This window comes from Streptomyces sp. NPDC007929 (genome assembly GCF_042959065.1).
Lineage (GTDB): Bacteria > Actinomycetota > Actinomycetes > Streptomycetales > Streptomycetaceae > Streptomyces.
The window spans coordinates 866,591-889,120 of record NZ_JBIBKD010000001.1 but is presented as its reverse complement, the minus strand read 5'-3'; the positions used below and the strand labels follow the sequence as shown (position 1 = coordinate 889,120).

At 72.7% G+C, this 22,530-nt stretch carries 21 protein-coding genes and 1 pseudogene; 11 read left to right on the top strand and 11 right to left on the bottom strand.

Features of this window, described 5'->3' with window-relative positions:
* Positions 1 to 44: 44 nt before the first annotated feature.
* From ACFZDE_RS04075 to ACFZDE_RS04060, 4 genes and pseudogenes are all read right to left on the bottom strand, one after another.
* Complete coding sequence (locus ACFZDE_RS04075; RefSeq protein ID WP_391197137.1) at positions 45 to 1,058, bottom strand: trypsin-like serine peptidase; 1,014 nt, start codon at positions 1,056 to 1,058, stop codon at positions 45 to 47.
* A gap of 228 nt (positions 1,059 to 1,286) precedes the next feature.
* Positions 1,287 to 1,775 carry an SRPBCC family protein gene (locus tag ACFZDE_RS04070; protein ID WP_390990168.1) on the bottom strand — a complete coding sequence of 163 codons (489 nt, stop codon included), beginning with the start codon at positions 1,773 to 1,775 and terminating at the stop codon, positions 1,287 to 1,289.
* Positions 1,776 to 1,886: 111 nt separating this feature from the next.
* A pseudogene (locus tag ACFZDE_RS04065) lies at positions 1,887 to 2,177 on the bottom strand (hypothetical protein).
* 28 nt (positions 2,178 to 2,205) lie between these two features.
* Entirely contained in the window at positions 2,206 to 2,493 is a 288-nt protein-coding gene (locus tag ACFZDE_RS04060) for a zinc-ribbon domain-containing protein (RefSeq protein WP_390990171.1), read from the bottom strand.
* Positions 2,494 to 2,649: 156 nt separating this feature from the next.
* Between ACFZDE_RS04060 and ACFZDE_RS04055 the strand changes: the two genes are divergently transcribed.
* On the top strand, positions 2,650 to 3,144 hold the full coding sequence (locus tag ACFZDE_RS04055; protein WP_390990174.1) for a DUF5949 family protein: 495 nt from the start codon (positions 2,650 to 2,652) through the stop codon (positions 3,142 to 3,144).
* A 58-nt stretch (positions 3,145 to 3,202) separates the two neighbouring features.
* Here ACFZDE_RS04055 and pgm read toward each other — a convergent pair whose 3' ends face one another.
* Both pgm and ACFZDE_RS04045 read right to left on the bottom strand, forming a co-directional pair.
* Positions 3,203 to 4,843: a phosphoglucomutase (alpha-D-glucose-1,6-bisphosphate-dependent) gene (gene pgm, locus ACFZDE_RS04050; RefSeq protein WP_391197135.1), complete on the bottom strand. Its 1,641-nt coding sequence runs from the start codon at positions 4,841 to 4,843 to the stop codon at positions 3,203 to 3,205.
* A gap of 252 nt (positions 4,844 to 5,095) precedes the next feature.
* A complete protein-coding gene (locus ACFZDE_RS04045) occupies positions 5,096 to 5,524 on the bottom strand; it encodes a hypothetical protein (RefSeq protein WP_390990179.1) in 429 nt (142 codons plus the stop codon).
* 139 nt (positions 5,525 to 5,663) lie between these two features.
* On the opposite strand from ACFZDE_RS04045, the gene ACFZDE_RS04040 reads away from it, so the two are divergent.
* Together ACFZDE_RS04040 and ACFZDE_RS04035 are read left to right on the top strand one after the other, a co-directional pair.
* Positions 5,664 to 5,810, top strand: coding sequence for a hypothetical protein (locus ACFZDE_RS04040; protein ID WP_390990181.1), 147 nt, complete (start codon positions 5,664 to 5,666; stop codon positions 5,808 to 5,810).
* Positions 5,811 to 5,916: 106 nt separating this feature from the next.
* Positions 5,917 to 6,804, top strand: a complete 888-nt coding sequence (locus tag ACFZDE_RS04035; RefSeq protein ID WP_390990184.1) for a hypothetical protein — start codon at positions 5,917 to 5,919, stop codon at positions 6,802 to 6,804.
* A 7-nt stretch (positions 6,805 to 6,811) separates the two neighbouring features.
* Here ACFZDE_RS04035 and ACFZDE_RS04030 read toward each other — a convergent pair whose 3' ends face one another.
* Entirely contained in the window at positions 6,812 to 7,762 is a 951-nt protein-coding gene (locus tag ACFZDE_RS04030) for a DUF1731 domain-containing protein (RefSeq protein WP_391197132.1), read from the bottom strand.
* A gap of 116 nt (positions 7,763 to 7,878) precedes the next feature.
* Here ACFZDE_RS04030 and ACFZDE_RS04025 point away from each other — a divergent pair, with 116 nt between their 5' ends.
* Entirely contained in the window at positions 7,879 to 8,205 is a 327-nt protein-coding gene (locus ACFZDE_RS04025; RefSeq protein WP_391197130.1) for an antibiotic biosynthesis monooxygenase, read from the top strand.
* 61 nt (positions 8,206 to 8,266) lie between these two features.
* On the opposite strand, the gene ACFZDE_RS04020 is transcribed toward ACFZDE_RS04025, so the two are convergent.
* On the bottom strand, positions 8,267 to 9,619 hold the full coding sequence (locus ACFZDE_RS04020) for a diacylglycerol kinase family protein (protein ID WP_390990189.1): 1,353 nt from the start codon (positions 9,617 to 9,619) through the stop codon (positions 8,267 to 8,269).
* Between the two features lie 388 nt (positions 9,620 to 10,007).
* On the opposite strand from ACFZDE_RS04020, the gene ACFZDE_RS04015 reads away from it, so the two are divergent.
* Positions 10,008 to 10,691, top strand: a complete 684-nt coding sequence (locus ACFZDE_RS04015) for a hypothetical protein (RefSeq protein ID WP_391197128.1) — start codon at positions 10,008 to 10,010, stop codon at positions 10,689 to 10,691.
* A gap of 709 nt (positions 10,692 to 11,400) precedes the next feature.
* The gene (locus ACFZDE_RS04010; protein WP_391197474.1) at positions 11,401 to 12,504 is read left to right on the top strand and encodes a GNAT family N-acetyltransferase; all 1,104 of its coding nucleotides are present in this window, start codon (positions 11,401 to 11,403) and stop codon (positions 12,502 to 12,504) included.
* 331 nt (positions 12,505 to 12,835) lie between these two features.
* Here ACFZDE_RS04010 and ACFZDE_RS04005 read toward each other — a convergent pair whose 3' ends face one another.
* A complete protein-coding gene (locus ACFZDE_RS04005) occupies positions 12,836 to 13,408 on the bottom strand; it encodes a hypothetical protein (protein ID WP_391197127.1) in 573 nt (190 codons plus the stop codon).
* A 149-nt stretch (positions 13,409 to 13,557) separates the two neighbouring features.
* Between ACFZDE_RS04005 and ACFZDE_RS04000 the strand changes: the two genes are divergently transcribed.
* Together ACFZDE_RS04000 and ACFZDE_RS03995 are read left to right on the top strand one after the other, a co-directional pair.
* Positions 13,558 to 16,128 carry a SpoIIE family protein phosphatase gene (locus ACFZDE_RS04000; RefSeq protein ID WP_390990197.1) on the top strand — a complete coding sequence of 857 codons (2,571 nt, stop codon included), beginning with the start codon at positions 13,558 to 13,560 and terminating at the stop codon, positions 16,126 to 16,128.
* A gap of 234 nt (positions 16,129 to 16,362) precedes the next feature.
* Entirely contained in the window at positions 16,363 to 17,115 is a 753-nt protein-coding gene (locus ACFZDE_RS03995) for an ankyrin repeat domain-containing protein (protein ID WP_391197125.1), read from the top strand.
* Here the strand turns inward: ACFZDE_RS03995 and ACFZDE_RS03990 are convergent.
* Positions 17,103 to 17,285 (bottom strand): hypothetical protein, encoded by a 183-nt coding sequence (locus ACFZDE_RS03990; protein WP_390990203.1) that lies wholly within the window; start codon positions 17,283 to 17,285, stop codon positions 17,103 to 17,105. The two genes, ACFZDE_RS03995 and ACFZDE_RS03990, sit on opposite strands and share 13 nt — an antisense overlap.
* 231 nt (positions 17,286 to 17,516) lie before the next feature.
* Between ACFZDE_RS03990 and ACFZDE_RS03985 the strand changes: the two genes are divergently transcribed.
* From ACFZDE_RS03985 to ACFZDE_RS03975, 3 genes are all read left to right on the top strand, one after another.
* A complete protein-coding gene (locus ACFZDE_RS03985) occupies positions 17,517 to 18,338 on the top strand; it encodes a chitosanase (protein ID WP_391197123.1) in 822 nt (273 codons plus the stop codon).
* 83 nt (positions 18,339 to 18,421) lie between these two features.
* Positions 18,422 to 19,384 (top strand): EamA family transporter, encoded by a 963-nt coding sequence (locus tag ACFZDE_RS03980; protein ID WP_391197120.1) that lies wholly within the window; start codon positions 18,422 to 18,424, stop codon positions 19,382 to 19,384.
* Positions 19,385 to 19,442: 58 nt separating this feature from the next.
* Positions 19,443 to 21,692 carry an MMPL family transporter gene (locus tag ACFZDE_RS03975; RefSeq protein ID WP_391197118.1) on the top strand — a complete coding sequence of 750 codons (2,250 nt, stop codon included), beginning with the start codon at positions 19,443 to 19,445 and terminating at the stop codon, positions 21,690 to 21,692.
* Positions 21,693 to 21,704: 12 nt separating this feature from the next.
* Here the strand turns inward: ACFZDE_RS03975 and ACFZDE_RS03970 are convergent, their stop codons facing one another.
* Complete coding sequence (locus ACFZDE_RS03970) at positions 21,705 to 22,472, bottom strand: TSUP family transporter (protein ID WP_391197116.1); 768 nt, start codon at positions 22,470 to 22,472, stop codon at positions 21,705 to 21,707.
* Between the last annotated feature and the right edge of the window lie 58 nt (positions 22,473 to 22,530).

Sequence of the window (22,530 nt, the reverse complement as noted above, 5' to 3'; positions counted from 1 at the left end):
CGCCACTGCATGGTGAAGGACCCGGCTCCCGGTGGCGCGGTGGGTCAGGAGGACTGGGCGCTCTGGTACAGGTTCTGTGCGTCCGCGCCGAAGTACGGGCCGTACATGGCGTTCGGCAGGAAGTTGTACTTGAAGCTGTTCACCGAGGACTGCAGGCCGGTCCCCGTGGTCTCGCTGAACTGGGTGAACCAGGGGCCTCCACTGGAGCCGCCGGTCATGTTGCAGGTCAGCCCGTGGTCCTTGGACAGCAGGAAGTCGCGGGTGGTGTTGCCGCTGCAGTAGATGAACTTCTCCCCGTCGTAGGGCGCGGCGGCGGGGAAGCCGAAGGAGTACATCGCCTTGTTGTAGCCGGTGTTGAAGGCCAGGCCCTGGCCGCCGACGACGTCGGTCAGCTTCTGCCCGTCCAGCGGGGCGACCACGGCCGCGCCGATGTCGTAGTTGATGTCCTCACTGGCCGTCCACTGCGGCGTGGAGAGGGTCTTGGACGCCGTCCAGGTGCCGTACGGGCGCTGCCCGTCGTGGTAGCCGGGTACGAAGACCCAGTTGGTGTGCCAGGCGCCCTCCAGCTTCACGCAGTGGCCCGCGGTGATCACCGTGCTCTTGTTGGCGCTGGTGACGGCGTTGCCGGAGCAGGACGCGGTACGGCCCTGGTAGCTGAAGAAGACCCGTCCCGCGGTCTTGGTGACCGCTCCCCCGCCGGACCAGGGGCCGCCGGAGTGCGGGAAGGCCAGGGGGCCCACGGCGGCCGCGGCGGAGGCCGGCGCGCTGGGGGCCACGACCGCCGGCTTGCCCTCGCGGGGTGCCGGTGTCCGTACGTCGGAGCGGTCGACGGTGAGGAGGTCGAGCGGGGTGGCCTCGCGCATCCGCTGCGGGGTCCAGAAGGCCAGGGCGCGTTCCCGCGCCGAGGGGGTCGTCACACCGGGGTCCGGTGCGGCGCTCGCCGGTGCGGCGGTGACGCCGGTGGCCAGGAGCGCGGCGACGCCGGCGAGCGCGCCGAGGACGGAGCGGCGGACGCGGGTGTCGCCGCCGGTCGAGCGGGCGCTGCGGGGTTTGCCCATCACGCGGTCTCCTTCTGCTGTGGGGGCCGGGTGGCGGGAAGCCCGTGCACCCGGTCAGGCAGGGGTCTCACTGCGGACAGTCAGGGGGCAGCGTGCCACCGGAGAAGCGAAATGGACAGGTGCATGTCAGGACGTTGGCCGAAAGTTCACGTCTCTCCGCCTGGAGCCGGCACCCGGGCACGGAAGAACCCGGCCTCACAGGAGGCCGGGTTCGGGGTGCGGCTGGTGTCAGAGGATGGGGCCGGGGCCGCCGGGGCTGTCGCCGGGCTGGACGCGGCCGCGCCATGAGCCGGATTCGATTCCGCGCTCCTCGATGTACTGCTTGAAGCGCTTCATGTCGCCCTTCACCCGGCGGTCGATCGTGCCCATCATGTCGCCGGCCTTCTCCACGGCTCCACTGGGCTCGACATCCATCACGAGCTCCACCCTGGTGTGGGTGTCGTCCAGGCGCTCGAAACGGACGGAACCGCGCTGGTGGGTGTCTCCGCTGGTCGTGCGCCAGGTGACCCGCTCGTCGGCCAGCTGGTCGACGATCTCGGTGTCGAACTCGCGCCGTACCCCGCCGATCTTGGTGGTCCAGTGGTTGTGGCGGTCGTCCAGTTGCCTGACCTCCTCGACGCCCTCCATGAAGTTCGGGAACTCCTCGAACTGTGTCCACTGGTTGTAGGCGGTGTGGACGGGGACGTCGACTTCCACGGTTTCCTTGATGGTGCTCATCTGAATGCCTCCGTATTCACTGATCGACTGCAGGAGGCCCATCGGCCCACTCAGGTCCGGGCCCGTGGAGCTCGGGTACCCGGGAAGCCCCGGATGCCACCTCGGATGTGATCAGACGGTGCTTCGCGCCGTCTCGGAGCGGAAGCCGTGGCCGATCTCGGGGGCCAGGGCGTGGTAGTGACGGAAGTTGTAGATGAGCGGGCTCCAGGCGGCGGGGTCGATGTGCTGGGTGCCGGGCCGCTTGGCCTCCGGCACGGGATCGGCACCGGTCAGCGGTGCGAGCCGTTCCACGTGCGCTCTCGCTGCCGAGCCCCAGGACGATGTGCCGCCCCAGGGCCCACGCGGAGGAGATGGGGCGAGATTGCTGGTGCCGTCGGCGTTCTCGGTGGTCAGCAGGACCACGGGCGTGCCGAAGCGTCGACCCCCGGTGTCAGAACCGGTCCTGCTGCTGCGGCTGCCCGTACGCCTGGCCGCTCGGGCCGCTCGTGCTCTGGGTCTGCAGGTGATCCGCCTGCTCCTTGGTCACCTTCTGCTCCGCGCCGCAGAAGGTGCACTGCGTCAGGTACTTCGTCGAGATCGGGAACAGCGGAACGAAGAACAGGGTGAACTTCGTGACGCGCTTCCTGAGCGTGTGGGCGGCGGGGTTTCCGCACTGGCCGCACACCAGCGTCAGTATCGCCAGCTGGTACAGGTATCCCTTGGTGCCGAAGATGATCACGTGTCGGTCCTTCCCGGTCGGATCTTCACCCAGTGTCCTGTATCGGGCCCGTGCCGGGCGCGCGGACCCCTCGATCGTGTGGCCGGGCCGGCGGCGGCTGGGCCACTCGGGTGACAGGGGACCGGGTGCCGCGAGGTGCGCCGATACGGTGCCGCGGTGACCTCGATCTCACCCGAAACGCAGTCCGTGTCCACCGACGACCTCGGTTCCCTCGTCGTCCAGTCCTGGCGGGGCACGACCCCCGAGGGGAACGACGTCCCCTATCTGCTGGCGTGCTCCCTCGGAGACGGGGCGAACGGTCCGCAGGGCACCGCCAAGGCCGTCGAGCAGTTGCTGCTCGGCGCCGGACTCCCGCTGGGCGAGGGGCTCGTCGACGCGGCCCAGCGGCCCAGTCTGCCGGTGAGCCTGCTCGTCGTGCCCGGGTCGGCCGTCCTCACCGTGCAGCACCTCAAGTCCCAGTTCGTGCCGCCGCAGACCTGGCTGGAGACGGTCGGCGAACTCGGCTTCGCCTACCTCATCTTCGCCACCCGGCCGTGGCCGGAGGGCGCCGAGCCCGGTGACGCCGAGGCCCTCGCCGCCTTCACCTCGGACGAGGACGCGATGGCCTCGGCGGCGCATGTCGTCCTGCCCGCCCGCAGCCTGCGCGGCTGACGCGCGAGCGGAACAGCCCGGGCCCCTCGCGGTGGCCCGGGCTGTGGTGTGTCCGAGGTCAGCCGGACAGGGCCGCCAGCACGACGGACTTGGCCTCCTCCTGGACCCTGCCGAGGTGGTCGGGGCCGAGGAAGGACTCGGCGTAGATCTTGTAGACGTCCTCGGTGCCCGAGGGGCGGGCGGCGAACCAGGCGTTGCCGGTGGTCACCTTGATGCCGCCGATGGCCGCGCCGTTCCCGGGGGCCTCGGTGAGCACCGCCGTGACCGCGTCCCCGGCCAGGGTGTCCGCACTGACCTGGGCCGGGGAGAGCTTGGCCAGCAGGGCCTTCTCCTCGCGGGTCGCGGGCGCGTCGATGCGGGCGTACGCCGGTTCGCCGAAGCGGGCGGTCAGCGCCGCGTAGTGCTCGGAGGGGGTCTTCCCGGTGACCGCCGTGATCTCGGAGGCGAGCAGCGCCAGGAGGATGCCGTCCTTGTCGGTGGTCCAGACGGATCCGTCCCGGCGCAGGAAGGACGCCCCGGCGGACTCCTCCCCGCCGAAGCCGATGGTGCCGCCGGCCAGCCCGTCCACGAACCACTTGAAGCCGACGGGCACCTCGACCAGCTCGCGGCCCAGGTCGGCGGCGACCCGGTCGATCATGGCGGAGGAGACCAGTGTCTTGCCGATGCCGGTGGTGGCCGGCCAGCGGTCGCGGTGGGCGAACAGGTAGGAGATGGCGACGGCCAGGTAGTGGTTGGGGTTCATCAGGCCCGCGTCCGGGGTGACGATGCCGTGGCGGTCGGCGTCGGCGTCGTTGCCGGTGGAGATCCGGAAGCGGTCGCGCTGCTCGATGAGCGAGGCCATGGCGTAGGGCGACGAGCAGTCCATGCGGATCTTGCCGTCCCAGTCCAGCGTCATGAACCGCCAGGTGGGGTCGGTGTGCGGGTTGACCACGGTCAGGTCGAGGCGGTGCTGCTCGGCGATGCGGCCCCAGTAGGCGACCGACGCCCCGCCGAGGGGGTCGGCGCCGATCCTGAGACCGGCCGAGCGGATCGCGTCCAGGTCGAGCACCTGGGGCAGGTCGGCGACGTAGGTGCCGAGGAAGTCGTAACGCCCGGTGGTCGGTGCGGCGAGGGCACGCGCGTGGGAGACGCGGCGTACGTCCTTCAGGCCGCCCCGGATGATCTCGTTCGCCCTGTCCTGGATCCAGGAGGTGGCGTCCGAGGCGGCGGGGCCTCCGCTGGGCGGGTTGTACTTGAACCCGCCGTCGGCGGGCGGGTTGTGGGAGGGCGTGACGACGACGCCGTCCGCGAGGCCGTCGGTGCGGCCGCGGTTGTGGGTGAGGATGGCGTGCGAGACGGCCGGGGTGGGCGTGTAACCGTCCGCGTCGTCGATCAGCACGGTCACCTCGTTGGCGGCGAACACCTCGAGGGCGGTCACCCGCGCGGGCTCCGAGAGGGCGTGGGTGTCGGCGCCCAGGAAGAGGGGACCGTCGATGCCCTGGTGTGCGCGGTACTCGCAGATGGCCTGGCTGGTCGCGGCGATGTGGTCGTCGTTGAACGCGGCCGCCAGGGACGATCCGCGGTGTCCGGAGGTCCCGAACGCGACGCGCTGCCCCGGGTCGTCCAGGTCGGGCCGGCGCGCGTAGTACGCGGTGACCAGCCGAGCGACATCGACGAGATCCTCGGGTCCGGCCGGACTTCCCGCTCGCTCGTGCTGCATGGGCCCGCTCCTCCGCATGGGTTGATCCTTCGTTTGCGGGTCTCATCCTTCCTCGTCACGGCGGTGCCGCGCGAGGGGGGCACCCCGGTGAGGGACGGATGTGCGCCGGGCCGTGCGCCGGGGAGCGGTTCGGAGCACGACGGTGCCCAGAACCCGGAGCGGCACAAGGCGGCGCCACGGGCCACCGGATGTCCGGTGGCGCGTCGCGCCGCCTTCTCCCTCGTGCCGGCACGTCCATCGCGCCGGCCGTGCTCAGATCCGTCCGCCGGTCAGGCGGGTGAGGGGGCCGTGCGCACCGCGTTCCGCGCGGCGTCCGACGGCGTAGGACGCGGCGCTCAGGGCGGTCAGGCCGGCTCCGACGCCCGCGGCCACCAGCTTGCGGTGGGCGATGACCGTCCACGCCGTCTTCGCCGTGGTCGCGACATGACCCGAGGCCGTGGCGACCGCCTGGCGGCCGGCCTCGACGCCCTTGGCCGCGGTCTGTGCGGCGGTCTTCGCCGTCTCGGCGGAGCGCTCCGCGCCGGACTTGGCCGCTGAGGCCGCCTCACCGGCCTTGCCCGCGGCGCCCTTCGCCGCCTGGGACGCGGGTGCGGTGGCCTTGTCCGCGGCGCCGCGGGCCTTGGAGCCCGCGGTCCGTACGGTGGACGTCTTCTGATTCGTGCGCTTGTTCTCTTCAGTCATGGACACCGACTTGCCTCTGACCGCGGCCGCAAACACATTCGGTCGCGCGCCGAGCGGGCCACAGCGTGCCTGAGCACGTCGCCGGCCGGGTAGGCGGCAGTACGGACAAGCGACAGCACGACAGGAAGGACGGTGTGTCATGGCCGGAATGCTGGACCGCCTCAAGCAGTTCGCCCGGAGCCCGCAGGGGCAGCGGGCCGTGGAGCAGGCGCGGCGTGCCGCGGCCGATCCCCGCAAGCGGGCCCAGGCCCAGCGTCTGCTCGGCAAGCTCAGGGGCCGCCACTGACCCTGACGCCCGACTCTCCCGGAATCCAACTCCTCGGCCTCTCAGGTGTGTTCATGCCCGGCTTGGGCACCTGGGTCGCACCACACACCTGAGAGGAGCTGATTCGATGGGCAGGGCGGGGAACGGCAGGCGGGTCTGCGCCATGGGCGTCGCCGGAGTGCTGGCGGGGACGGTGCTGGTCGGCTGCGGCGACGACGGCGAGTCCGGCGACGCCGCGCGGGGCACCTCGGCGGACGCGGGCACCGGCACCCGGGAGCAGGGCACGCGGGCGGTGCGCTCGGCCTACGACAGGACGGCCGAGGAGGACACCGCGAAGGTGCGGCTGCGGGTGCGGACTTCGGCCGGGGACGCCTCGCAGACCGCGAACGGGCAGGGCGCGGTGGACCTGGACGACGGTGACAGCGTCATGACCCTCACCATGCGCGGGCAGCGGATCGAGCAACGCGTGATCGACCGGGTCCTCTACCAGAAGATGCCCGAGGGCCAGGCGCCGGGCGGCAAGCCCTGGATCAAGATCGACCTGGGGAAGGTCGCCGCGGGGCAGGGCACGGACGGCCGGTCCATGAGCGATCCGGCGCAGTCCGCGGCGTACGCCAAAGCGATCACCGACCAGGACGTGACGAAGAAGGGCCCGGCGACGGTCAACGGGGTGAAGACGACGCACTACCGCGTCACCGTCGACGTCGCCGGGCTTCCGAACGGCGACACCCTGCGCGAGCAGGTCGGCCCGACCCTGCCGATGGACGTGTGGCTGGACGACGAGGGCCGGATGCGCCGTCAGCAGATCGACATGACTGTCCAGTCGCCTCAGGCCACGCGGCAGTCCTCCTCCGGCGGCTCGTCGAGCCCCTCGTCCGCGCCCGAGAAGGTCACGGTGCGCACGGTCATGGACTTCACCGACTTCGGCACCGAGGTGGAGGCGGACGCACCGCCGGCCGGGCAGGTCACCGACATGACCGGCGAGGCGCTGGAGCAGGGCAAGAAGAAGAACTGACCCGGGCTCAGCCCGCCGCACGGCCGCGGAGACGTCGTACGAGGTCGTCCGCGGCCTGCGGCCACTCGGGGCGCTCGAAGGCGAAGCCCGCGTCGAGCAGCCGCCCGGGGACGACGCGACGGCTCTTCAGCAGCAGTTCGGTGTCCGAGCGCAGGACGAACGCGCCGATCTCCGCCATCCCGCGCGTCGCGGGCAGGCCCACCGGGACACCCGCCGCGGCGCGCAGGGCGCGCATGAAGGCGCGGTGCGGGAGGGGCTCGGGGGCGGCGAGGTTGACCGGGCCCTCGATGTCGTCCCGTGCGACGAGGAACTCGACGGCCCGGGCGAAGTCCCGGTCGTGGATCCAGGACACGTACTGGGCTCCGCCGCCGACCGGGCCGCCGAGGCCGAGGCGGGCCATGCGCAGCAGGACGTCGAAGACGCCGCCGCGGTCCGGGCTCATCACCATGGCGGCGCGCAGGGCCACCTTGCGGGTGTGCGGGGTGCCGGCGTTCCGCTGCTCGCGTTCCCAGGCCTTGGCGATGTCGACGCTGTAGCCCCAGTAGCCGGGAACGCCGGGTTCGGTGCCGCCGATCAGGCCGGTGGCCTCGTCGTTGGGCGCGTCGAAGCGGTGCGCGTAGACGGTGGCGGTGCTCATCTGGAGCCAGACCCGGGGCGGCCGGGCGGCTGCGGCGATCACCTCTCCCACGACCCGGGCGGAGTGGACCCGGGAGTCCATCATCTGCCGGAGGTTGGCGGGGGTGTAGCGGCAGTTCACGCTCCGGCCGGCCAGGTTGACCACCACGTCGCTGCCGTCGATCTCGGCGGCCCAGGGTCCCGGGGTCTTCCCGTCCCAGTGCACTTCACCGGGTCCTGACGGGTGTCTGCTGAGCACGACGACGTCATGTCCCGCCGCGCTCAGCGCGCGCTTGAGGACCGTGCCGACCTGGCCGGTGCCGCCGGGCATCACGAACTTCATGAAGGTCTCCCCCTCGGTGTGTGGAAGTGACCCTAGCCCATTTTTGAACACGTTCAATAGTCGGTGGAGCCGTAGGGCTCAGCCTGCGCGGATGTGCCATCGGGCAAGATGGGCGCATGAGCGTAGTCAAGATCAACGTGCTGACCGTGCCCGCCGAGCAGCGGGAGACGCTGGAGAAGCGGTTCGCCTCCCGTGCGCACGCCGTGGAGAACTCCGACGGGTTCGAGTGGTTCGAGCTGCTCCGCCCGGTCGAGGGCACCGACACCTACCTCGTCTACACGCGGTGGCGTGACGAGCAGTCGTTCCAGGCCTGGATGGAGGGGCCGATGAAGAGCGCGCACCAGGGCGGCGGCGAGGGCGGCGAACGGCCGAAGCCCGCGGCGAGCGGTTCGACGCTGTGGTCCTTCGAGGTGGTGCAGCAGGCCGGACCCAAGGAGGCCTGAGACTCAGAGGTCCCCCACGCCACTGGCGTGGGGGACCTCGTGCGTGCCGACCGTCCGACGCTCAGCCGCGCCCGGAGCGCGTGGGTACGGCCGTACGGCCGACCGCGGCGGCCAGTTTGCGCAGCCGTCGCCAGTCCAGGCGCGGGGGCGCCTCGGGGACTCCGGGACGGTTGCGGGGCACGCGGACGCGCAGGGCGCGGCGCGCGATACGGCAGTGGACGGGGGCGGGCATGGTGAGTGCCTCTCCGTCGAGGCCGACGTCCAGCTGCGGTGCGTCGGCGTCGACGACGACGCGCTGGGCGGTGAGCACGGTGAGCCCCTCCGGGCGCGGGGACAGCAGCAGTTCGGCGGCCTCCACGGCGCTGTCCACACGGACGGCGAGCACGCCGAGCCGCCCGGAGTTGAGCCGCTCGCGCCGTCCGAAGCCGAAGGGGTCGTCCATGCGGTAGGCGTTGTTGCTGACCAGGATCGCCTGCGGGTCGGCGATGGTGGTGCCGTCGGCGGTGGCCGTCAGTCGCGGCCCGCTCTGCCGGGTGAGCAGGTCGGGCAGGCGTTCCAGGGCCGCGCCCACCTTGTCCTCGCGATAGCCGGGGCTCTGGACGACGGCGCCGTACACGCCGAACGAGGCGTTGTTGACGAACGGGCGGCCGTCGGCGAACCCGAGGTCGACGCGGAGTTCCACGCCGTCGGTGAGGGCGTCGAGGCAGGTGGCGGGGTCGTCCCGGTCCAGCCCCAGGTCCATGGCGAAGTGGTTGCGGGTACCGGCGGCGATGACGAGGAACGGCAGGCCGTGTTCCGCGGCGACGGCGGCGACCAGGGCCTGGGTGCCGTCGCCGCCCGCGACGCCCAGGAGGTCGGCTCCGTCGGCCACGGCCGCCTTGGCCAGTTCGGTGACGTCCTGCTGCTGCTCCGGGTCGAGCAGGACGACCCGGGCGCCCAGGGACTCGGCCTTCTCCCGCAGGTTGAACTTCTCGACCTTGCCGCCGCCGGAGCGCGGGTTGAGCAGCAGGAAGGGGCGCAGGGGTGGCGGCGTGCGGTACTCCCTGACCCGTACGCTCCGCAGGCCCGTGCTGCGCAGGGCGTAACGGCCGCTCCAGACCGCCCCGCACCACAGGACCAGGGAGACGAAGACCACCCAGAGCAGGTTCGCGGCGGCGAAGAGGGTGATCAGACCGACGGGCGCGACGACGGCCAGCGCGGCCGACGCGATGCGGACCGCTCCGCGCCGGGACAGCACCCACCAGAGCGCGGCCGCGGTCAGGGCGAGTCCCGCGAGGCCCGCCACGAGCAGGAGCAGCCCGCGCAGGCCGCCGGAGACGAGCGGCAGCAGCGCCGCCAGGGCGGCCGCGGCCAGGGCGCCCCGGGCGGCCCATCTCTGCCGGCGGTGAAACCGCTCGTCCATCGCCGATCCCATGTCGTCCTCCGCTCGAAGGCCGGCGCGGGCGGACTCCCGCCGACCGTGCCCGCCGTGACCATGGTGCCCGCCGACGCGTCGGCACGGCCACCACCATCCTGGATGGCTCCCCCGCCGCCGGGCCCGTCAGACGTGAAGATCCCTCGGGGCGGAGCCATCGGTAGCGTACGCGGCCCGTTCGGCACGGCCGCGCGCACCGGGGCACCTGCCCACGCCCCTCACCTCACCCGACCCGAAGCGGTCTTGACCTGGTGAGTCTCATGGCGACTCTGCGGCTGGGCTCGGCAGGACGATCGAACTGGTCCACGCGACCTGACGCCGAGGCGAGCGGGTAAGCTCCCCTGCTGATCATCGGCCGACACGATCAACAGGGGGCTCCGTGCGGGCCATGGCTACCATGACGACGACCGCGCTCTGCCTGCTGGCGAGCGCGGCCCTGGCCGGTTGCGGGGCCGGCGACGACGGCAGATCCGCCGGCGACATCCTCGACGAGGCCAACGCCCGGATGCGGAAGCTGGATTCCGTCACCGTCGACATCACCAACCGCACCACGGGCGGCGGCACGGTCACCAGCCACCTCGTGACCGACCTGGACGGCCGGTGCCGGTCGAAGACGACCTGGTCCAGGGGCGGGACCTTGGAGCAGATCCGCCTGGACGGATCCGACTACGTCCGCCCGGACCGGGCCTACCTGCAGAAGTGGAAGAGCAAGCCGGGCGTCACCGCCGAGCAGCGGCTCTGGGTGAGGACACCCGTGCAGCAGGCCGCCGCGGGCGGCACCGGACTCACCTCCTGCGAACGGCCCTTCGACTCGTTCGGCACCGCGAAGAAGGGCGGATCCACGCGCGTCGGAGACACCGAAGCGATCGAAGTGATCGTCACCGACAAGGCGGACAAGGAAGGCACGTACACCTTCTACGTGGCCCAGGAGGGCGAGCCGTACCTGCTGAAGACGGTCTACAAGAGCGCCGCCCAGCAGACCACGACGTCCTTCAGCGGCTTCGACAAGCCACTGAACGTACGGGCGCCGAAGGCGGATGAGGTGCTCAGCGCGGGCGGCGACGGCGACTGACCTGTTCAGGGGCGGATGCTGATGGCAGCGCTTTCTGTTGGTTTTGCGGTGACATCCGGCCGAGTGGGGTGAATCGTCACACCGGGGCTTGACGGGGTGGAGTCGGGATCGGCCTACTGGAAGGCGCGGCCGGACGTGTCGGGGGGCAGGGCCGACGTCGGCCCTGGGGTCGGACTCACTCCGTGTTCCCCCGCCGGAGCGCAGGTCAGGGGTCTGATGGTGCGGCGACGTTGGACAGCGGTGGTGGGGCTGGTGGCCTGCCTGCTGGTGCTGCACCTCGCCCTCCCGGGACTCGCGGGCGAGGGGCGCGCGACGGTCGTGGCCGCGATGGAGTCGGACGCGGCGGCGTCGGCCCCTGCGGGGAGTGCCGGGGCCGAAGGGGCCAGGGAAGCCGAGGAGCCGTGTCCGTGTGAGGGGGAGCCGTCCGGGCGCCAGCTCGCGGCGCGGGCTGCGCGGACCGGCGCGGGGGCGGCCGGAGTGAGCCCGGCGGTGGCCGGGGCGGACGTGCCGGGGCGGAACGGGCCGGGCCGCCGTGCGGTGGGGACGGGACCGTGTCCGAAGGTGGCCGGATCGGCCCCGAGCGCTGCCCGGTTGCAGACGTTTCGCTGCTGAGTGACGGCGGTACCGACAACGGCCTGCGCCGTGCGGTCTGCGTACCGCCTGGTGCCGCCTCGCGGTGATGCGCAGGCCTTCGTGTGTCCCCATGCCGATGACACTGGAGGCAGAGTTGCCTGGACAGCGTGTACTGGTTCTGAGGCCGGACGAACTCGGTCCGAACGACCTCAAGATGTGGCGGGAGATCCGGACGGAGTCCGGCGCTCCGGCGAATCCCTTCCTCGATCCGGCGTTCACCGTGGCGGTGGGACAGGTCAGGCCGGGAGTCAGAGTGGCGGTGCTGCTGGAGGACGGTACCCCGGTGGGGTTCTTCCCGTACGAGGTGGGGGTGCTGGGGCGGGGCCGGGCCGTCGGCCTGGGGGTGTCCGACAGTCAGGGGGCCGTGCTGCGGCCGGGGATCCGGCTGGACGCGCGCCGGCTGTTACGGGTCTGCGGGCTGTCGTCCTGGGAGTTCGACAATCTGGAGGCCGGTCAGGGGGTGTTCGTGCCGCACGCGGTCGAGGAGCTCGCCTCCCCGGTCGTCGACATCGGCGAGGGCTTCGAGGCGTACACGCGGCGGCTGCGGGCGCGGTCGCCGGGGTTTCTCAGACAGACCCTGGCGAAGGAGCGCAGGCTGGTCCGGCAGGTGGGCCCGGTGCGGTTCGTGTACGACGCCCGCGATCCCGACGCGCTGCGGGCGCTGATGGAGTGGAAGTCGGCGCAGTACCGGCGGACCGGGCGGCGGGACCGGTTCACGCAGGACTGGATCACCCGGCTGGTGGAGCTGCTCGGGGAGAGCGAGGAGCCGGAGTGCCGCGGGGTGCTGTCCGTGCTGTACGCGGCGGACCGGCCCGTCGCCGCGCACTACGGGCTGCGCTCGCGCACCGTGCTGTCCTGGTGGTTCCCTGCGTACGACCGCGCGTACGCCAAGTACTCCCCCGGTCTCGTGCTGCAGTTGAGGATGCTGGAGGCCGCGGCGGCCGACGGCGTCGAGACCGTCGACCTGGGCAGCGGGCCGGCTCGCTACAAGGAGTCCCTCAAGACCCGCGACCTGCGGGTGTACGAGGGAGCGGTGGTACGGCCGGTCCCGGGCGGAGCGGCCCACTGGCTGTGCCGCGAGCCCGCCCGCGCCGCCCGCCGCTACGTACGCAACCGCCCCCGCCTGGCCGGCGCGGCGGCACGAACGCTCGGGCAACTGGGCCGGTTGCGCGGCGGCTGAGGTGAGCGGCCACCGGGCGATCGGCTCGTGACGCCGGTGCCTTCGGCTCGTGCGGCACGCGCTCGGCCCCTGGGGGCCGACGCCCTGCAGCGCCGTGGACGCTCGACCCGTGAGCATGCCCCCACCGCGTCGATGACGCTCGGCCCGTGGACCGCCGCCCCCGGGCGCTCGGCGCGCAGGGTCGCGGCCCTACCTTCGGGCCATGGGCGACCTGGGCCACCGGGCCACGCAGGCACCCGGCTACCGGGCCACCGGGCCACCGGGCCACCGGGCCACCGGGCCACCGGGCCACCGGACCAGGTCACCGGCCCGGTGGTCCCGGCGGCACACATCACCCCGTGGCGTTCCAGCTGTGGGCGACGTCCACGACCACTCGGTCGTCCAGTTGCTGTACCCGGAAGGGCAGGCGGGCTCGGACGCCGAGGCCCAGCTGGGTTTCGCCCTCGAAGCTGCCGGCGAAGCGGGTGTCCCGGAAGGTGCGGTAGCCCGTGAGGTCGACGCCCGGCAGCGGGCGGGCGACCCGGCCGGGGTAGGTGGCCGCGCCGGTCTCCGGGTCGTACGCGGGCGCGGTCACCCGGACCTCGATGACGGCGCCGCCGGCGACCGCTATCTCGCGGCCCGAGCCGTCCTGGTACAGCCGGTCGACGTACTGGACCCGGTAGCCGACGCCGGTGCCCGCGCCGGGCACGTCGACGACCATGCGGTCGAAGCAGGTGTGCCGGCCGGTCCTGACGTTCGTCAGCGGCGCGACCGTGGCGTCGGCGCCGGTCTTGGCGAGGCTTCCCCAACCCGTCGGACACGTCGTGGCACTGGCGGTGGACTGTGCGCCGGCCGGGACCGCCGCCACGCCCACCATGGCGCCCACGAGTGCGAGAGTCGCGCATGCTGTTCTGATTCGTACCATTGCCGCCCCCGAGGCTCGCATTGTGCTGGTACCGGGTGAGACGACCGGGCGGACCGAAAGGTTGCGCTTGCCGCGCCGGACCGCCGACCATGGCACATCCTGGTGGGAAGCGATGGGTGTCCGGTGCGTCCGTACCGGGAGGACGCGACATGGATGAGGGAGCCGCCGTACCGGACGGGCCGCGGTCCGCCGCCGGCCGGAGCCGGGACGGGGCCGACGGCCGGGTCCCGGCCGGGGACACGAGCCGGATCGAGGATGCCCTCACGGACCCGCTGGTGGAGGCCGTGCGGGACCTCGACGGCTACGGCGGACTGGTCTATCTGCGCTCCCGCGACCGGCGCTCGCTGGTGCTCGCGATGGTCACCGGGGTGCCCCGCTCGCTGCTGAAGAGCTGGTGGCGGGTGCCGGTGGGCGGCGCCCTGCCGATGGCGGAGGCCTACCGGCGTGACGCGACGCTGTGGCTGCCCGACGAGCGGGCCACCATGGTGCGCTTCCCGCACTTCACCGCCGGGCTGCCGTACTCCTTCGGCTCCGCCTACCAGCCCGTCCGGGCCGGCGGCGAGGCCGTGGGCGTCCTGGTCGTACTGCGCTCGGCGGCCCGGCCACCGATGGAGCCGGAGGCGGTGGACCTCGCGCTGCGCCCCGCGGAACGGGTCATGGAGCAGCGCCTCGACCACCTCGCCGCGGGCCGCCCGGGCCCGGACGCCTCCCCCTGCCGCGTCGAGTACGACGACGAGCCGATCAGCGTCCGGCTGCCCACCTCCGCCGCCCGCACGGTCCGGGTCGGGCTCATCGACTGGGACCTGGACAGCGACCGGTGCTCGGCGGACGACGAGGCCCTCGAACTGCTGGGGATCGACCGGGCGGACTACGGCGGCACCATCGCGGACGTGGAAGCCCGGGTCAGCCCCGACGACCTGCACGAACTGCGGGAGAGCCGGTACGACGCCCTCGCCGGTGGCCGGGTCAGGTCGCGGCACTTCCGGGTGCGGGACGAGTCCCGGGGCGAGGAGCGGACGGGATACCGGCCGGTCGAGCTGTGGGGCCACCTCGTGCACGGCGGCGCCGGCTCTGAGCGGATCCTGGTGGGCGCCCTCGTCGACGCGGGCGGCGGGCTCACCGCGGCGGAGGCGGCCGAGCGGCTGCCCGACGGGATCTTCTCGCTGGACCAGGACGGCCGTCTGACGTACGCCAACCGCCGCTGCGAGGAGCTGTTGGGCTCGGGCCGCGAGGACCTCTTCGGCCGCTACCCGTGGGAGGTGATCACCTGGCTCCGGGATCCCGCCTACGAGGACCGCTACCGGGCGGCGATGCTGTCGCAGGAGCAGGTGTCCTTCCTCGTCCGGCATCCCGACGGGAACTGGCTGAGCTTCGTGCTGTACCCGGACGTGCACGGGCTGACCGGCCGGGTCTTCCCCACGGGCCCGCCGCCCACCGGGGCCGAGCAGGGGGCGGAGGCCGGTGCCGCCGCCGGGCCCGATCTCACGGCCGCCGTGCCGCCGCCGGGGCCGGTGGCCGCCGCCCGGGCCGGGGCGCTGTACCACGTGGTGCAGATGGCGAGCGTGCTCACCGAGGCGGTCACCGTGCAGGACGTCTGCCGGGCGGTGGCCGAGCAGCTGCTGCCCGCCTTCGGCGCCCGGGAGCTCGCCCTGTACACGGTCCGCGACGGCCGGATGTACCTGCTGTGGGAGTCGGGCTACCCGGAGGGGTTCCTGACCCCGTTCGAGGGCGTCACCCTCGACACCCAGCTGCCCGGCGTCCACGCGCTGACCACACGGCTCCCGCTGTTCTTCGAATCACCCGAGGACCTCTCCGTCGCCTATCCGGGCATCACCCTGGACCGCATGAGCGCCTGGTCGTTCCTGCCGCTGATCGCCTCCGGCCGCTCGGTCGGCTCCTGCATCCTCGGCTGGGACGCCCCGCACCGGTTCACCCCCGACGAGCGCTCCGCCCTCACCGCGCTGAGCGGCCTGACCGCCCAGGCGATGGAGCGGGCGCGGCTGTACGACTCGGAGTCCGCCGTCGCCCGCGGCCTCCAGGAGGGGCTGCTGCCGCACCGGCTGCCCGCCGTCGAGGGCCTGCGCACCACCGGCCGCTATCTGCCCGGTACGCAGGGCATGGCGATCGGCGGCGACTGGTACGACGTGATCACCACCGGGCGCGGGGTGGCGCTGGTCATCGGGGACGTCGAGGGGCACAGTGTCGGGGCGGCCGCGGTGATGGGGCAGTTGCGCAGCGCCGTGCACGCCTTCGCGGCGAGCGAGCGGCCGCCGCAGGAGGTCATCACGCACACCAACCGGCTGCTGACCGAGCTGGAGTCGGACGTCTTCGCCACCTGCTGCTACATCGAGCTCGACCCGGCGACCGGGCGGGCCCTCGCGGTGCGGGCCGGTCATCCCCCGCCGCTGCTGCGCCACCCCGACGGGCGGGCCGAGACGCTGGATCTGGTGGGCGGTGTGATGCTGGGCGTGCAGCCCGACTCGGTGTACCCGGTCACGGCGCTCACCCTGGCCCCCGGCAGTGTTCTCGCCCTGTACACCGACGGGTTGGTGGAACGGCCGGGCGACGACATCGAGACGGGCATCGACGCGGTCCGGCGCCGGCTGTCCGAGACCCCGGCGGACTCGGTGGAGCATCTCGCCGACCGGTTGGTGGGGGCGGCCCGCCGGGCCCGGGAGCGGCCGGACGACGTGGCGCTGCTGCTGACGGCGTTCCGGTGAGTCGCGGCGCCCGGCTACGGGCACGCCGCCCGCACGCACGGCCCTCCTGAGCGAACGGCCGAGCGAAGGGGCGCGCAGTACGGTGGGCGAAACCGGCCCTACGGGGTGCCCGGTTCGCGGATGGATGCGCAGGCCCGGGGTGTCAGCACGGGTGGGGCCGTTTCCCGCGGACGGCCGTGAGCGCGGGCACCGGCCGGCAGAATCGGGAGCCCTGGACGGCATCGGGAGGCCGCCTTGCTGACACTGACCTCGCGGGACCCGCTGGCCGTGGCCGTCACGGAGGCGATCCGGGCCGGGGACCTGCCCGGGCTGGGCCGGCTGCTCGCCGAGCACCCCGGTCTTGCCACGGCGCGTATCACCGAGGAGGGCGAGGACGGCAAGGGCACCCGCACCCTGCTGCACATCGCGGCGGACTGGCCCGGTCACTTCCCCCGAGGTGCGGAGGTCGTCGCGGCCCTGGTCGCCGCCGGAGCCGACCCCGGGGCCCGCTTCGAGGGCGCGCACGCGGAGACGCCGCTGCACTGGGCCGCGAGCAGCAACGACGTGCCCGTGCTGGACGCGCTCGTCGCCGCGGGGGCCGACATCGAGGCGCCCGGGGCGGTGATCGGCGGTGGCAGCCCGCTCGCCGACGCCCGGGGATTCGGCCAGTGGCGCGCGGCGCACCGGCTCATCGAGCACGGAGCCCGTGTCACCCTCCAGGACGCCGCCACGCTCGGCCTGCTCGACCGGGTCCGGGCCTTCGCCGAGGCGGACCAGCCACCCTCACCGGACGAGATCACCAGCGCCTTCTGGGGCGCCTGCCAGGGCGGGCACCTGCCCACCGCGCAGTACCTCCACGACCGGGGCGCGGACCCCCACTGGTGCGGCTACGACGGGATGACGCCGCTCGACATCGCCCGCGCCCAGGACGCCGACGACGTCGTGCGGTGGCTGCTCGGCCTGGACGCGCAGGGGGCGGCCTCCGGAGGGGCCCCTCACAGGCAGTAGCGCACGAGCCATTCGTCCTGGTTGTAGGCGGTGCGCGCCGGATCCGGCACGCTCGCCGCCCGCTCCTCGACCATGTCCTCCACCCGCACCGGCTCCGGCAGTGTCCCGAAGCGGGCCCGGCGGGCGGCGCCCTCCGTCTCGCTCCCCTGCTGCGACGTCGCCTCGTCCACGGCGATTCCCCTCTCCGGCTGGTCGGTCCGACCCTTCGGCCCTTGGTAGGCAAAGAGTGGACGTGTGACAGGGGCAGTTGGTTCCCGCCGCGTCGTTTCAGCCCGACCGCCTTGTTCGACCCTACGAACTTTCAACTCGGTTGTTCTCCCCGCGCCTTCACAGTGATAGGAAACCTTCCTATCAGTTCTGCACGGCCGCTCTTCCCACCCCCCACTCCACTCGGAGGCACCGTGAGACACCCCTCGGCCCCGGCCACCCGCCGCACCGCGCTGGCGCTGTTCGGCGCGGCCCTCGTGGCCACCCCGCTGCTCCGCCCCGCGCACGCCACGGCGTCCGCACACGCGATCGGGCTCGACGACCCGGCGAAGAAGGAGATCGCCATGCAGCTGGTGTCGAGCGCGGAGAACTCCTCGCTCGACTGGAAGGCGCAGTACCAGTACATCGAGGACATCGGAGACGGCCGCGGCTACACCGCCGGCATCATCGGGTTCTGCTCCGGCACCGGCGACATGCTGGACCTCGTCGAGCTCTACGCCGCCCGCAGGCCCGGCAACGTCCTGCAGAAGTACCTGCCGGCCCTGCGGGAGGTCGACGGCTCCGACTCGCACGACGGGCTCGACCCCGGCTTCCCCGGCGACTGGCGCCGGGCGGCGCGGGACGCGGAGTTCCGCCGGGCCCAGGACGACGAGCGCGACCGGGTCTACTTCGGCCCGGCGGTCCGGCAGGGCAAGGCGGACGGGCTGCGGGTGCTGGGCCAGTTCGCCTACTACGACGCCATCGTCATGCACGGCGACGGCGGCGACCCCACGAGCTTCGGCAGCATCCGCAGGCGGGCGCTGCGGACGGCCGCGCCGCCGGCGTGGGGCGGTGACGAGGTGACGTACCTGCACGCGTTCCTGGACGCGCGGGTGTGGGCCATGAAGCAGGAGGAGGCGCACAGCGACACGAGCCGGGTCGACACGGCCCAGCGCGTCTTCCTCAACCGGCGCAACCTCGATCTCGACCCGCCGCTCGACTGGAAGGTCTACGGCGACAGCTACCACATCGGCTGAGGTCCCGGCCCGGGAAGTGGTCCACCGAGCAGGCACGGAAGTGGACTCCTTCCCGGGCCGCCCGGCTGCCTAGCGTCGCTCCCATGAACGCCACCACCACGCGCGGAGCCCTGCTGGCCGCGCTCGCCTGCGTCCTCGTCGGAGGGTCCTTCACCGCCAACAGCGTCCTGGGTGACTACCCGTACGCCGGAGGCCAGTTCCTGCGCTACGGGCTGGCCTGTCTGTTACTGCTCCCCACGGCCGGGAAGGGCGCCACCGGCCGGTTGCGGGCCCTGACGCCCCGCCAGTGGGGCCGTCTCGCCCTGCTCGCGGCGGTCGGCATGGTCGGTTTCAACCTGGCCGTCCTCGCCGCCGAGCGCACGGCGGAACCGGCGGTGCCCGGCGTGTTCGTGGGCTGTGCGCCGGTGGTCGTCGCGGTGCTCGTCCCCCTGCTCGACGGACGCGGGCCGCAACGGGCGGTGCTGTACGGGGCGTTGCTCGTGGCCGTCGGTGCGTTCACGGTCCAGGGCTGGGGGCGCACCGACGGCGTGGGCATCGCCTTCTCGGTCTGCGCCCTGGCCGGGGAGGTGGGGTTCGCCGTGCTCGCGGTCCCCGTGCTGCGGCCGCTCGGGCCCAGGCTGCTGTCGGCGGCGGTGTGCGCCGTCGCCGCGCTGGAGTCGGCGGCGATCGGGCTGCTGGTCGACGGGGGCGGGTGGCTGCGGCGGCCCGACGGCGTCGAGACGGCCGCGCTGCTGTGGCAGGCGGTGGTCGTCACCGTGGTCGGCTTCGTGTGCTGGTACATGGGCATGCAGCGGATCGGCGCGGAACGCGCCACTCTGTTCTCCGGCCTCATCCCGGTCGCGGCGGCCTGCACCGCACCGCTCGTCGGCACGGGCTCCTACGGACTCCCGCAGGCGGCGGGCAGCGCGCTGGTGGGACTCGGGGTGGCCCTCGGGTCCGGCGTGCTCAGGCGCCCTGAAGGCGGGCGCCGCGCACGGGAGCGGGCCTTTCGGGGGAACGGGCGCCCGGAGTACCGCGGCGTCCGCGTGCCCGAAGGGCCGCAGTGATCCCGCGCGCATCTAATGGACGGCACTGACCTCCCGGCCGACACAGGAGACGACGTCCATGCCGCACAGCCGCACCGGTGCAGGGGACCAGAAGGCCGCGCGCGGGGGCGTACTGCGGCGGCTCGGCGAGTGGTGCGCACGCCACTTCGTCGTCGTCATCATCGCCTGGCTGGTGGCACTGGTGGCGCTGCAGGTCATCAGCCGTGAGTTCGGGGGCGCCTACTCCGACAACTTCAGCCTGCCCCAGGCGCAGGCCCAGAAGGGCCTGGACGTGCTGAAGGCGCACGACCCCCAGGCCGGCGGCTACAGCAGCCAGATCGTGATGCGCGACGACCAGCAGCCCCTGACCGCGCTGAGCTCCCAGCTGTCGACCACGATCGCCGATCTGGAGAAGCTCCCGCACGTGCTGTCCGCGCAGAACCCGCTGTCCGCCCCGGCCACGCCGAGCGGGCAGCAGAACGTGGGACCGCTGTCGGACGACAAGAAGACGGCCTACATCACCGTCCGTTTCGACGTGCAGCCCTCGACCCTCGGCGACGACTACCTCGACGGCGTCGACAGCGCGGTGCAGCCGTTGCGTTCGGCCGGGGCGGAGGTCGAGTACGGCGGACCGCTCGGCGAACTCGCCCGGCCGGCCGCCGACGACCGGGTGAGCGAGCTGATCGGCTTCGGCGTGGCGATCATCGTGCTGCTGGTCGGGTTCGGAAGCGTGATCGCCGCCGTCGTCCCGCTGCTGAGCGCGCTGATCAGCGTCGTCGGCGGGCTGGCCATCCTCGGACTGCTGGCGGCGGCCTTCACCTTCGCCACGGTCTCACCGACCCTGGCCACGATGATCGGCCTCGGTGTCGGCATCGACTACGCCCTGTTCATGCTCACCCGGCACCGGCAGGACCTCATCGACGGCATGGACCCGGTGCGGGCCGCGGGCCAGGCCGCGAGCACCAGCGGTCACGCCGTGCTCGTCTCGGGCTGCACGGTGATCATCGCGCTGGCGGGCCTGTCCGCCTCCGGAGTCTCCTTCATCTCCCTGCTCGGCCTCGCCGCCGCCGTCACCGTCGTCTCGGCCGTCATCGGCGCGCTCACCCTGGTACCGGCCCTGCTCGGCTTCATCGGCCGGCACATCGACCGCTTCCACGTGCGCCCGCCCATCGCCGAGACCGAACCCGGCGCCGGGGACACACCACAGGGCACCTGGCACCGGTACGCACAGCGAGTGGAGCGCAGGCCGCTGTCGTTCCTGTCGGCGGGTGTCGCCGTGGTCGTGATCCTGGCGATCCCCTTGTTCTCCATCCAGCTCGGGCACATCGGCGACGGAGCCGACCCGACCTCCTTCACCGACCGGCGGGCGTACGACCTGATGGCCGACGCCTTCGGGCCCGGCTCCAACGGCCCGCTCACGGTCGTCGTCGACCAGACGGACGTGCCTCAGTCACAACGCTCCGACCTGGCCTCCAAGGCCCAGCAGTCGCTCGACAAGGTGCAGGGCGCCGCCGTCGTCACTCCTCTGACGCCCACGCAGGACGGCGACCTGCTGGTCGGCACGGTCTACTCGACCAAGTCCCCGCAGAACTCCGCGACCACGGACCTGACCAACCGTCTCGTCGACGACACGCTGCCGGACGTGGTCCAGGGCACCGACGCCAAGGGGTACGTCACCGGGACCACGGCGACACAGGTCGACTTCCGGGACATCGTCGCCTCCCAGCTGCCCGTGATCATCGCCGTGGTGGTGGGACTGGCGTTCCTGATCATCCTGGCCGTGTTCCGGGGACTGCTCGTCGCCGTCAAGGCCGCCGTCCTGAACGTGCTGTCGATCGCCGCTTCGTACGGCGTGGTCGTCGCGGTCTTCCAGTGGGGCTGGGGCGGTCCCGCTCTCGGCGTCCACGGCAAGGTGCCCATCGAGAGCTATGTGCCGATGATGATGTTCGCCATCGTCTTCGGCCTCAGCATGGACTACGAGATCTTCCTGCTGTCGCGTGTCCACGAGGCGTGGCTGCGCACCGGGGACGCCAAGGCGTCGGTCGCGCACGCCCTGGAGATCACGGCCCGGGTCATCACCTGTGCCGCGCTGATCATGGTGAGCGTGTTCGCGGCGTTCATCGTCAGCGACAACATCGTGGTCAAGATGCTCGGGCTGGGGCTGGCCGTCAGTGTGCTCATCGACGCGACCGTCGTACGGCTGCTCATGGTGCCGGCCGTGATGACGCTGCTCGGGCGGCACGCCTGGTGGATGCCGCGGTGGCTGGACCGGATCCTGCCGCACATCGACGCCGAGGGGTCCAAGTCCGAGGCGCGCCCCGCCTCCTGACGGGCCCGGGGGTCAGTGCAGCACCAGGTTGACCAGGGCGACGGCGCCCACCGACACGATCAGCGTGCGCAGCACGGCCGGGCTGAAGCGGCGTCCCGTTCTGGCTCCGATGAGGCCGCCGAGCGCCGATCCGGCGGCGATGAGCAGGACGGCCGTCCAGTCGAAGTGGGCGAAGAACAGGAACAGCACGGCGGCGACGGTGTTGACGACGGCGGCCAGCACGTTCTTCACGGCGTTGAGCCGCTGGAGCGTCTCGTCGAGCAGCATGCCCATCAGGGAGACGTAGATGATGCCCTGCGCGGCGGAGAAGTAGCCGCCGTAGACGCTGGCCAGCGTCAGCCCGGCGAACAGCAACGGCCCGCCGTCGCGGCGCACGGGGCCGCTGTCCCTCTCGCGACGGCGGCGCACCCGCTTGGCGATCCACGGCTGGCACGCGACCAGGACGAGGGCCAGGCCCACCAGGACCGGCACGATCCGTTCGAACGCCGACGCGGGCAGGGTCAGCAGCAGCACGGCGCCCACGAGACCGCCCAGCACGGCGCCGGTGCCGAGCAGCAGGACGCGCCGCCGCTGGCCGCGCAGTTCCTCGCGGTAGCCGACGATCGCGGTGAGGGAACCGGGGACCAGCCCCAGGCCGTTCGACACGGTGGCCGTGACGGGGGGCATGCCGGTGGCGAGCAGGACCGGGAAGGTGATCAGTGTCCCCGAACCGACGACGGCGTTGACGGCCCCGGCGCCCGTGCCCGCGGCGAGCACGGCGGCCATCTCCCACGGTGTCACGCCGCCGCCCCTCCGTCGCCTGTGCCGTTCCAGGTGAGGTTCATGGGGCCACGCTAGA

Excerpts from the sequence above, each read along its gene's own strand:
- ACFZDE_RS03980 (WP_391197120.1), top strand. The coding sequence starts at position 18,422 with ATGAACGCCACCACCACGCGCGGAGCCCTGCTGGCCGCGCTCGCCTGC.
- ACFZDE_RS04045 (WP_390990179.1), bottom strand. The coding sequence starts at position 5,524 with ATGACTGAAGAGAACAAGCGCACGAATCAGAAGACGTCCACCGTACGG.
- ACFZDE_RS04010 (WP_391197474.1), top strand. The coding sequence starts at position 11,401 with ATGACACTGGAGGCAGAGTTGCCTGGACAGCGTGTACTGGTTCTGAGG.
- ACFZDE_RS04005 (WP_391197127.1), bottom strand. The coding sequence starts at position 13,408 with ATGGTACGAATCAGAACAGCATGCGCGACTCTCGCACTCGTGGGCGCC.
- ACFZDE_RS04020 (WP_390990189.1), bottom strand. The coding sequence starts at position 9,619 with ATGGGATCGGCGATGGACGAGCGGTTTCACCGCCGGCAGAGATGGGCC.
- ACFZDE_RS04035 (WP_390990184.1), top strand. The coding sequence starts at position 5,917 with ATGGGCAGGGCGGGGAACGGCAGGCGGGTCTGCGCCATGGGCGTCGCC.
- ACFZDE_RS04030 (WP_391197132.1), bottom strand. The coding sequence starts at position 7,762 with ATGAAGTTCGTGATGCCCGGCGGCACCGGCCAGGTCGGCACGGTCCTC.
- ACFZDE_RS03975 (WP_391197118.1), top strand. The coding sequence starts at position 19,443 with ATGCCGCACAGCCGCACCGGTGCAGGGGACCAGAAGGCCGCGCGCGGG.
- ACFZDE_RS04000 (WP_390990197.1), top strand. The coding sequence starts at position 13,558 with ATGGATGAGGGAGCCGCCGTACCGGACGGGCCGCGGTCCGCCGCCGGC.
- ACFZDE_RS04070 (WP_390990168.1), bottom strand. The coding sequence starts at position 1,775 with ATGAGCACCATCAAGGAAACCGTGGAAGTCGACGTCCCCGTCCACACC.
- ACFZDE_RS04015 (WP_391197128.1), top strand. The coding sequence starts at position 10,008 with ATGGCTACCATGACGACGACCGCGCTCTGCCTGCTGGCGAGCGCGGCC.
- ACFZDE_RS04025 (WP_391197130.1), top strand. The coding sequence starts at position 7,879 with ATGAGCGTAGTCAAGATCAACGTGCTGACCGTGCCCGCCGAGCAGCGG.
- ACFZDE_RS04040 (WP_390990181.1), top strand. The coding sequence starts at position 5,664 with ATGGCCGGAATGCTGGACCGCCTCAAGCAGTTCGCCCGGAGCCCGCAG.
- pgm (WP_391197135.1), bottom strand. The coding sequence starts at position 4,843 with ATGCAGCACGAGCGAGCGGGAAGTCCGGCCGGACCCGAGGATCTCGTC.
- ACFZDE_RS04075 (WP_391197137.1), bottom strand. The coding sequence starts at position 1,058 with ATGGGCAAACCCCGCAGCGCCCGCTCGACCGGCGGCGACACCCGCGTC.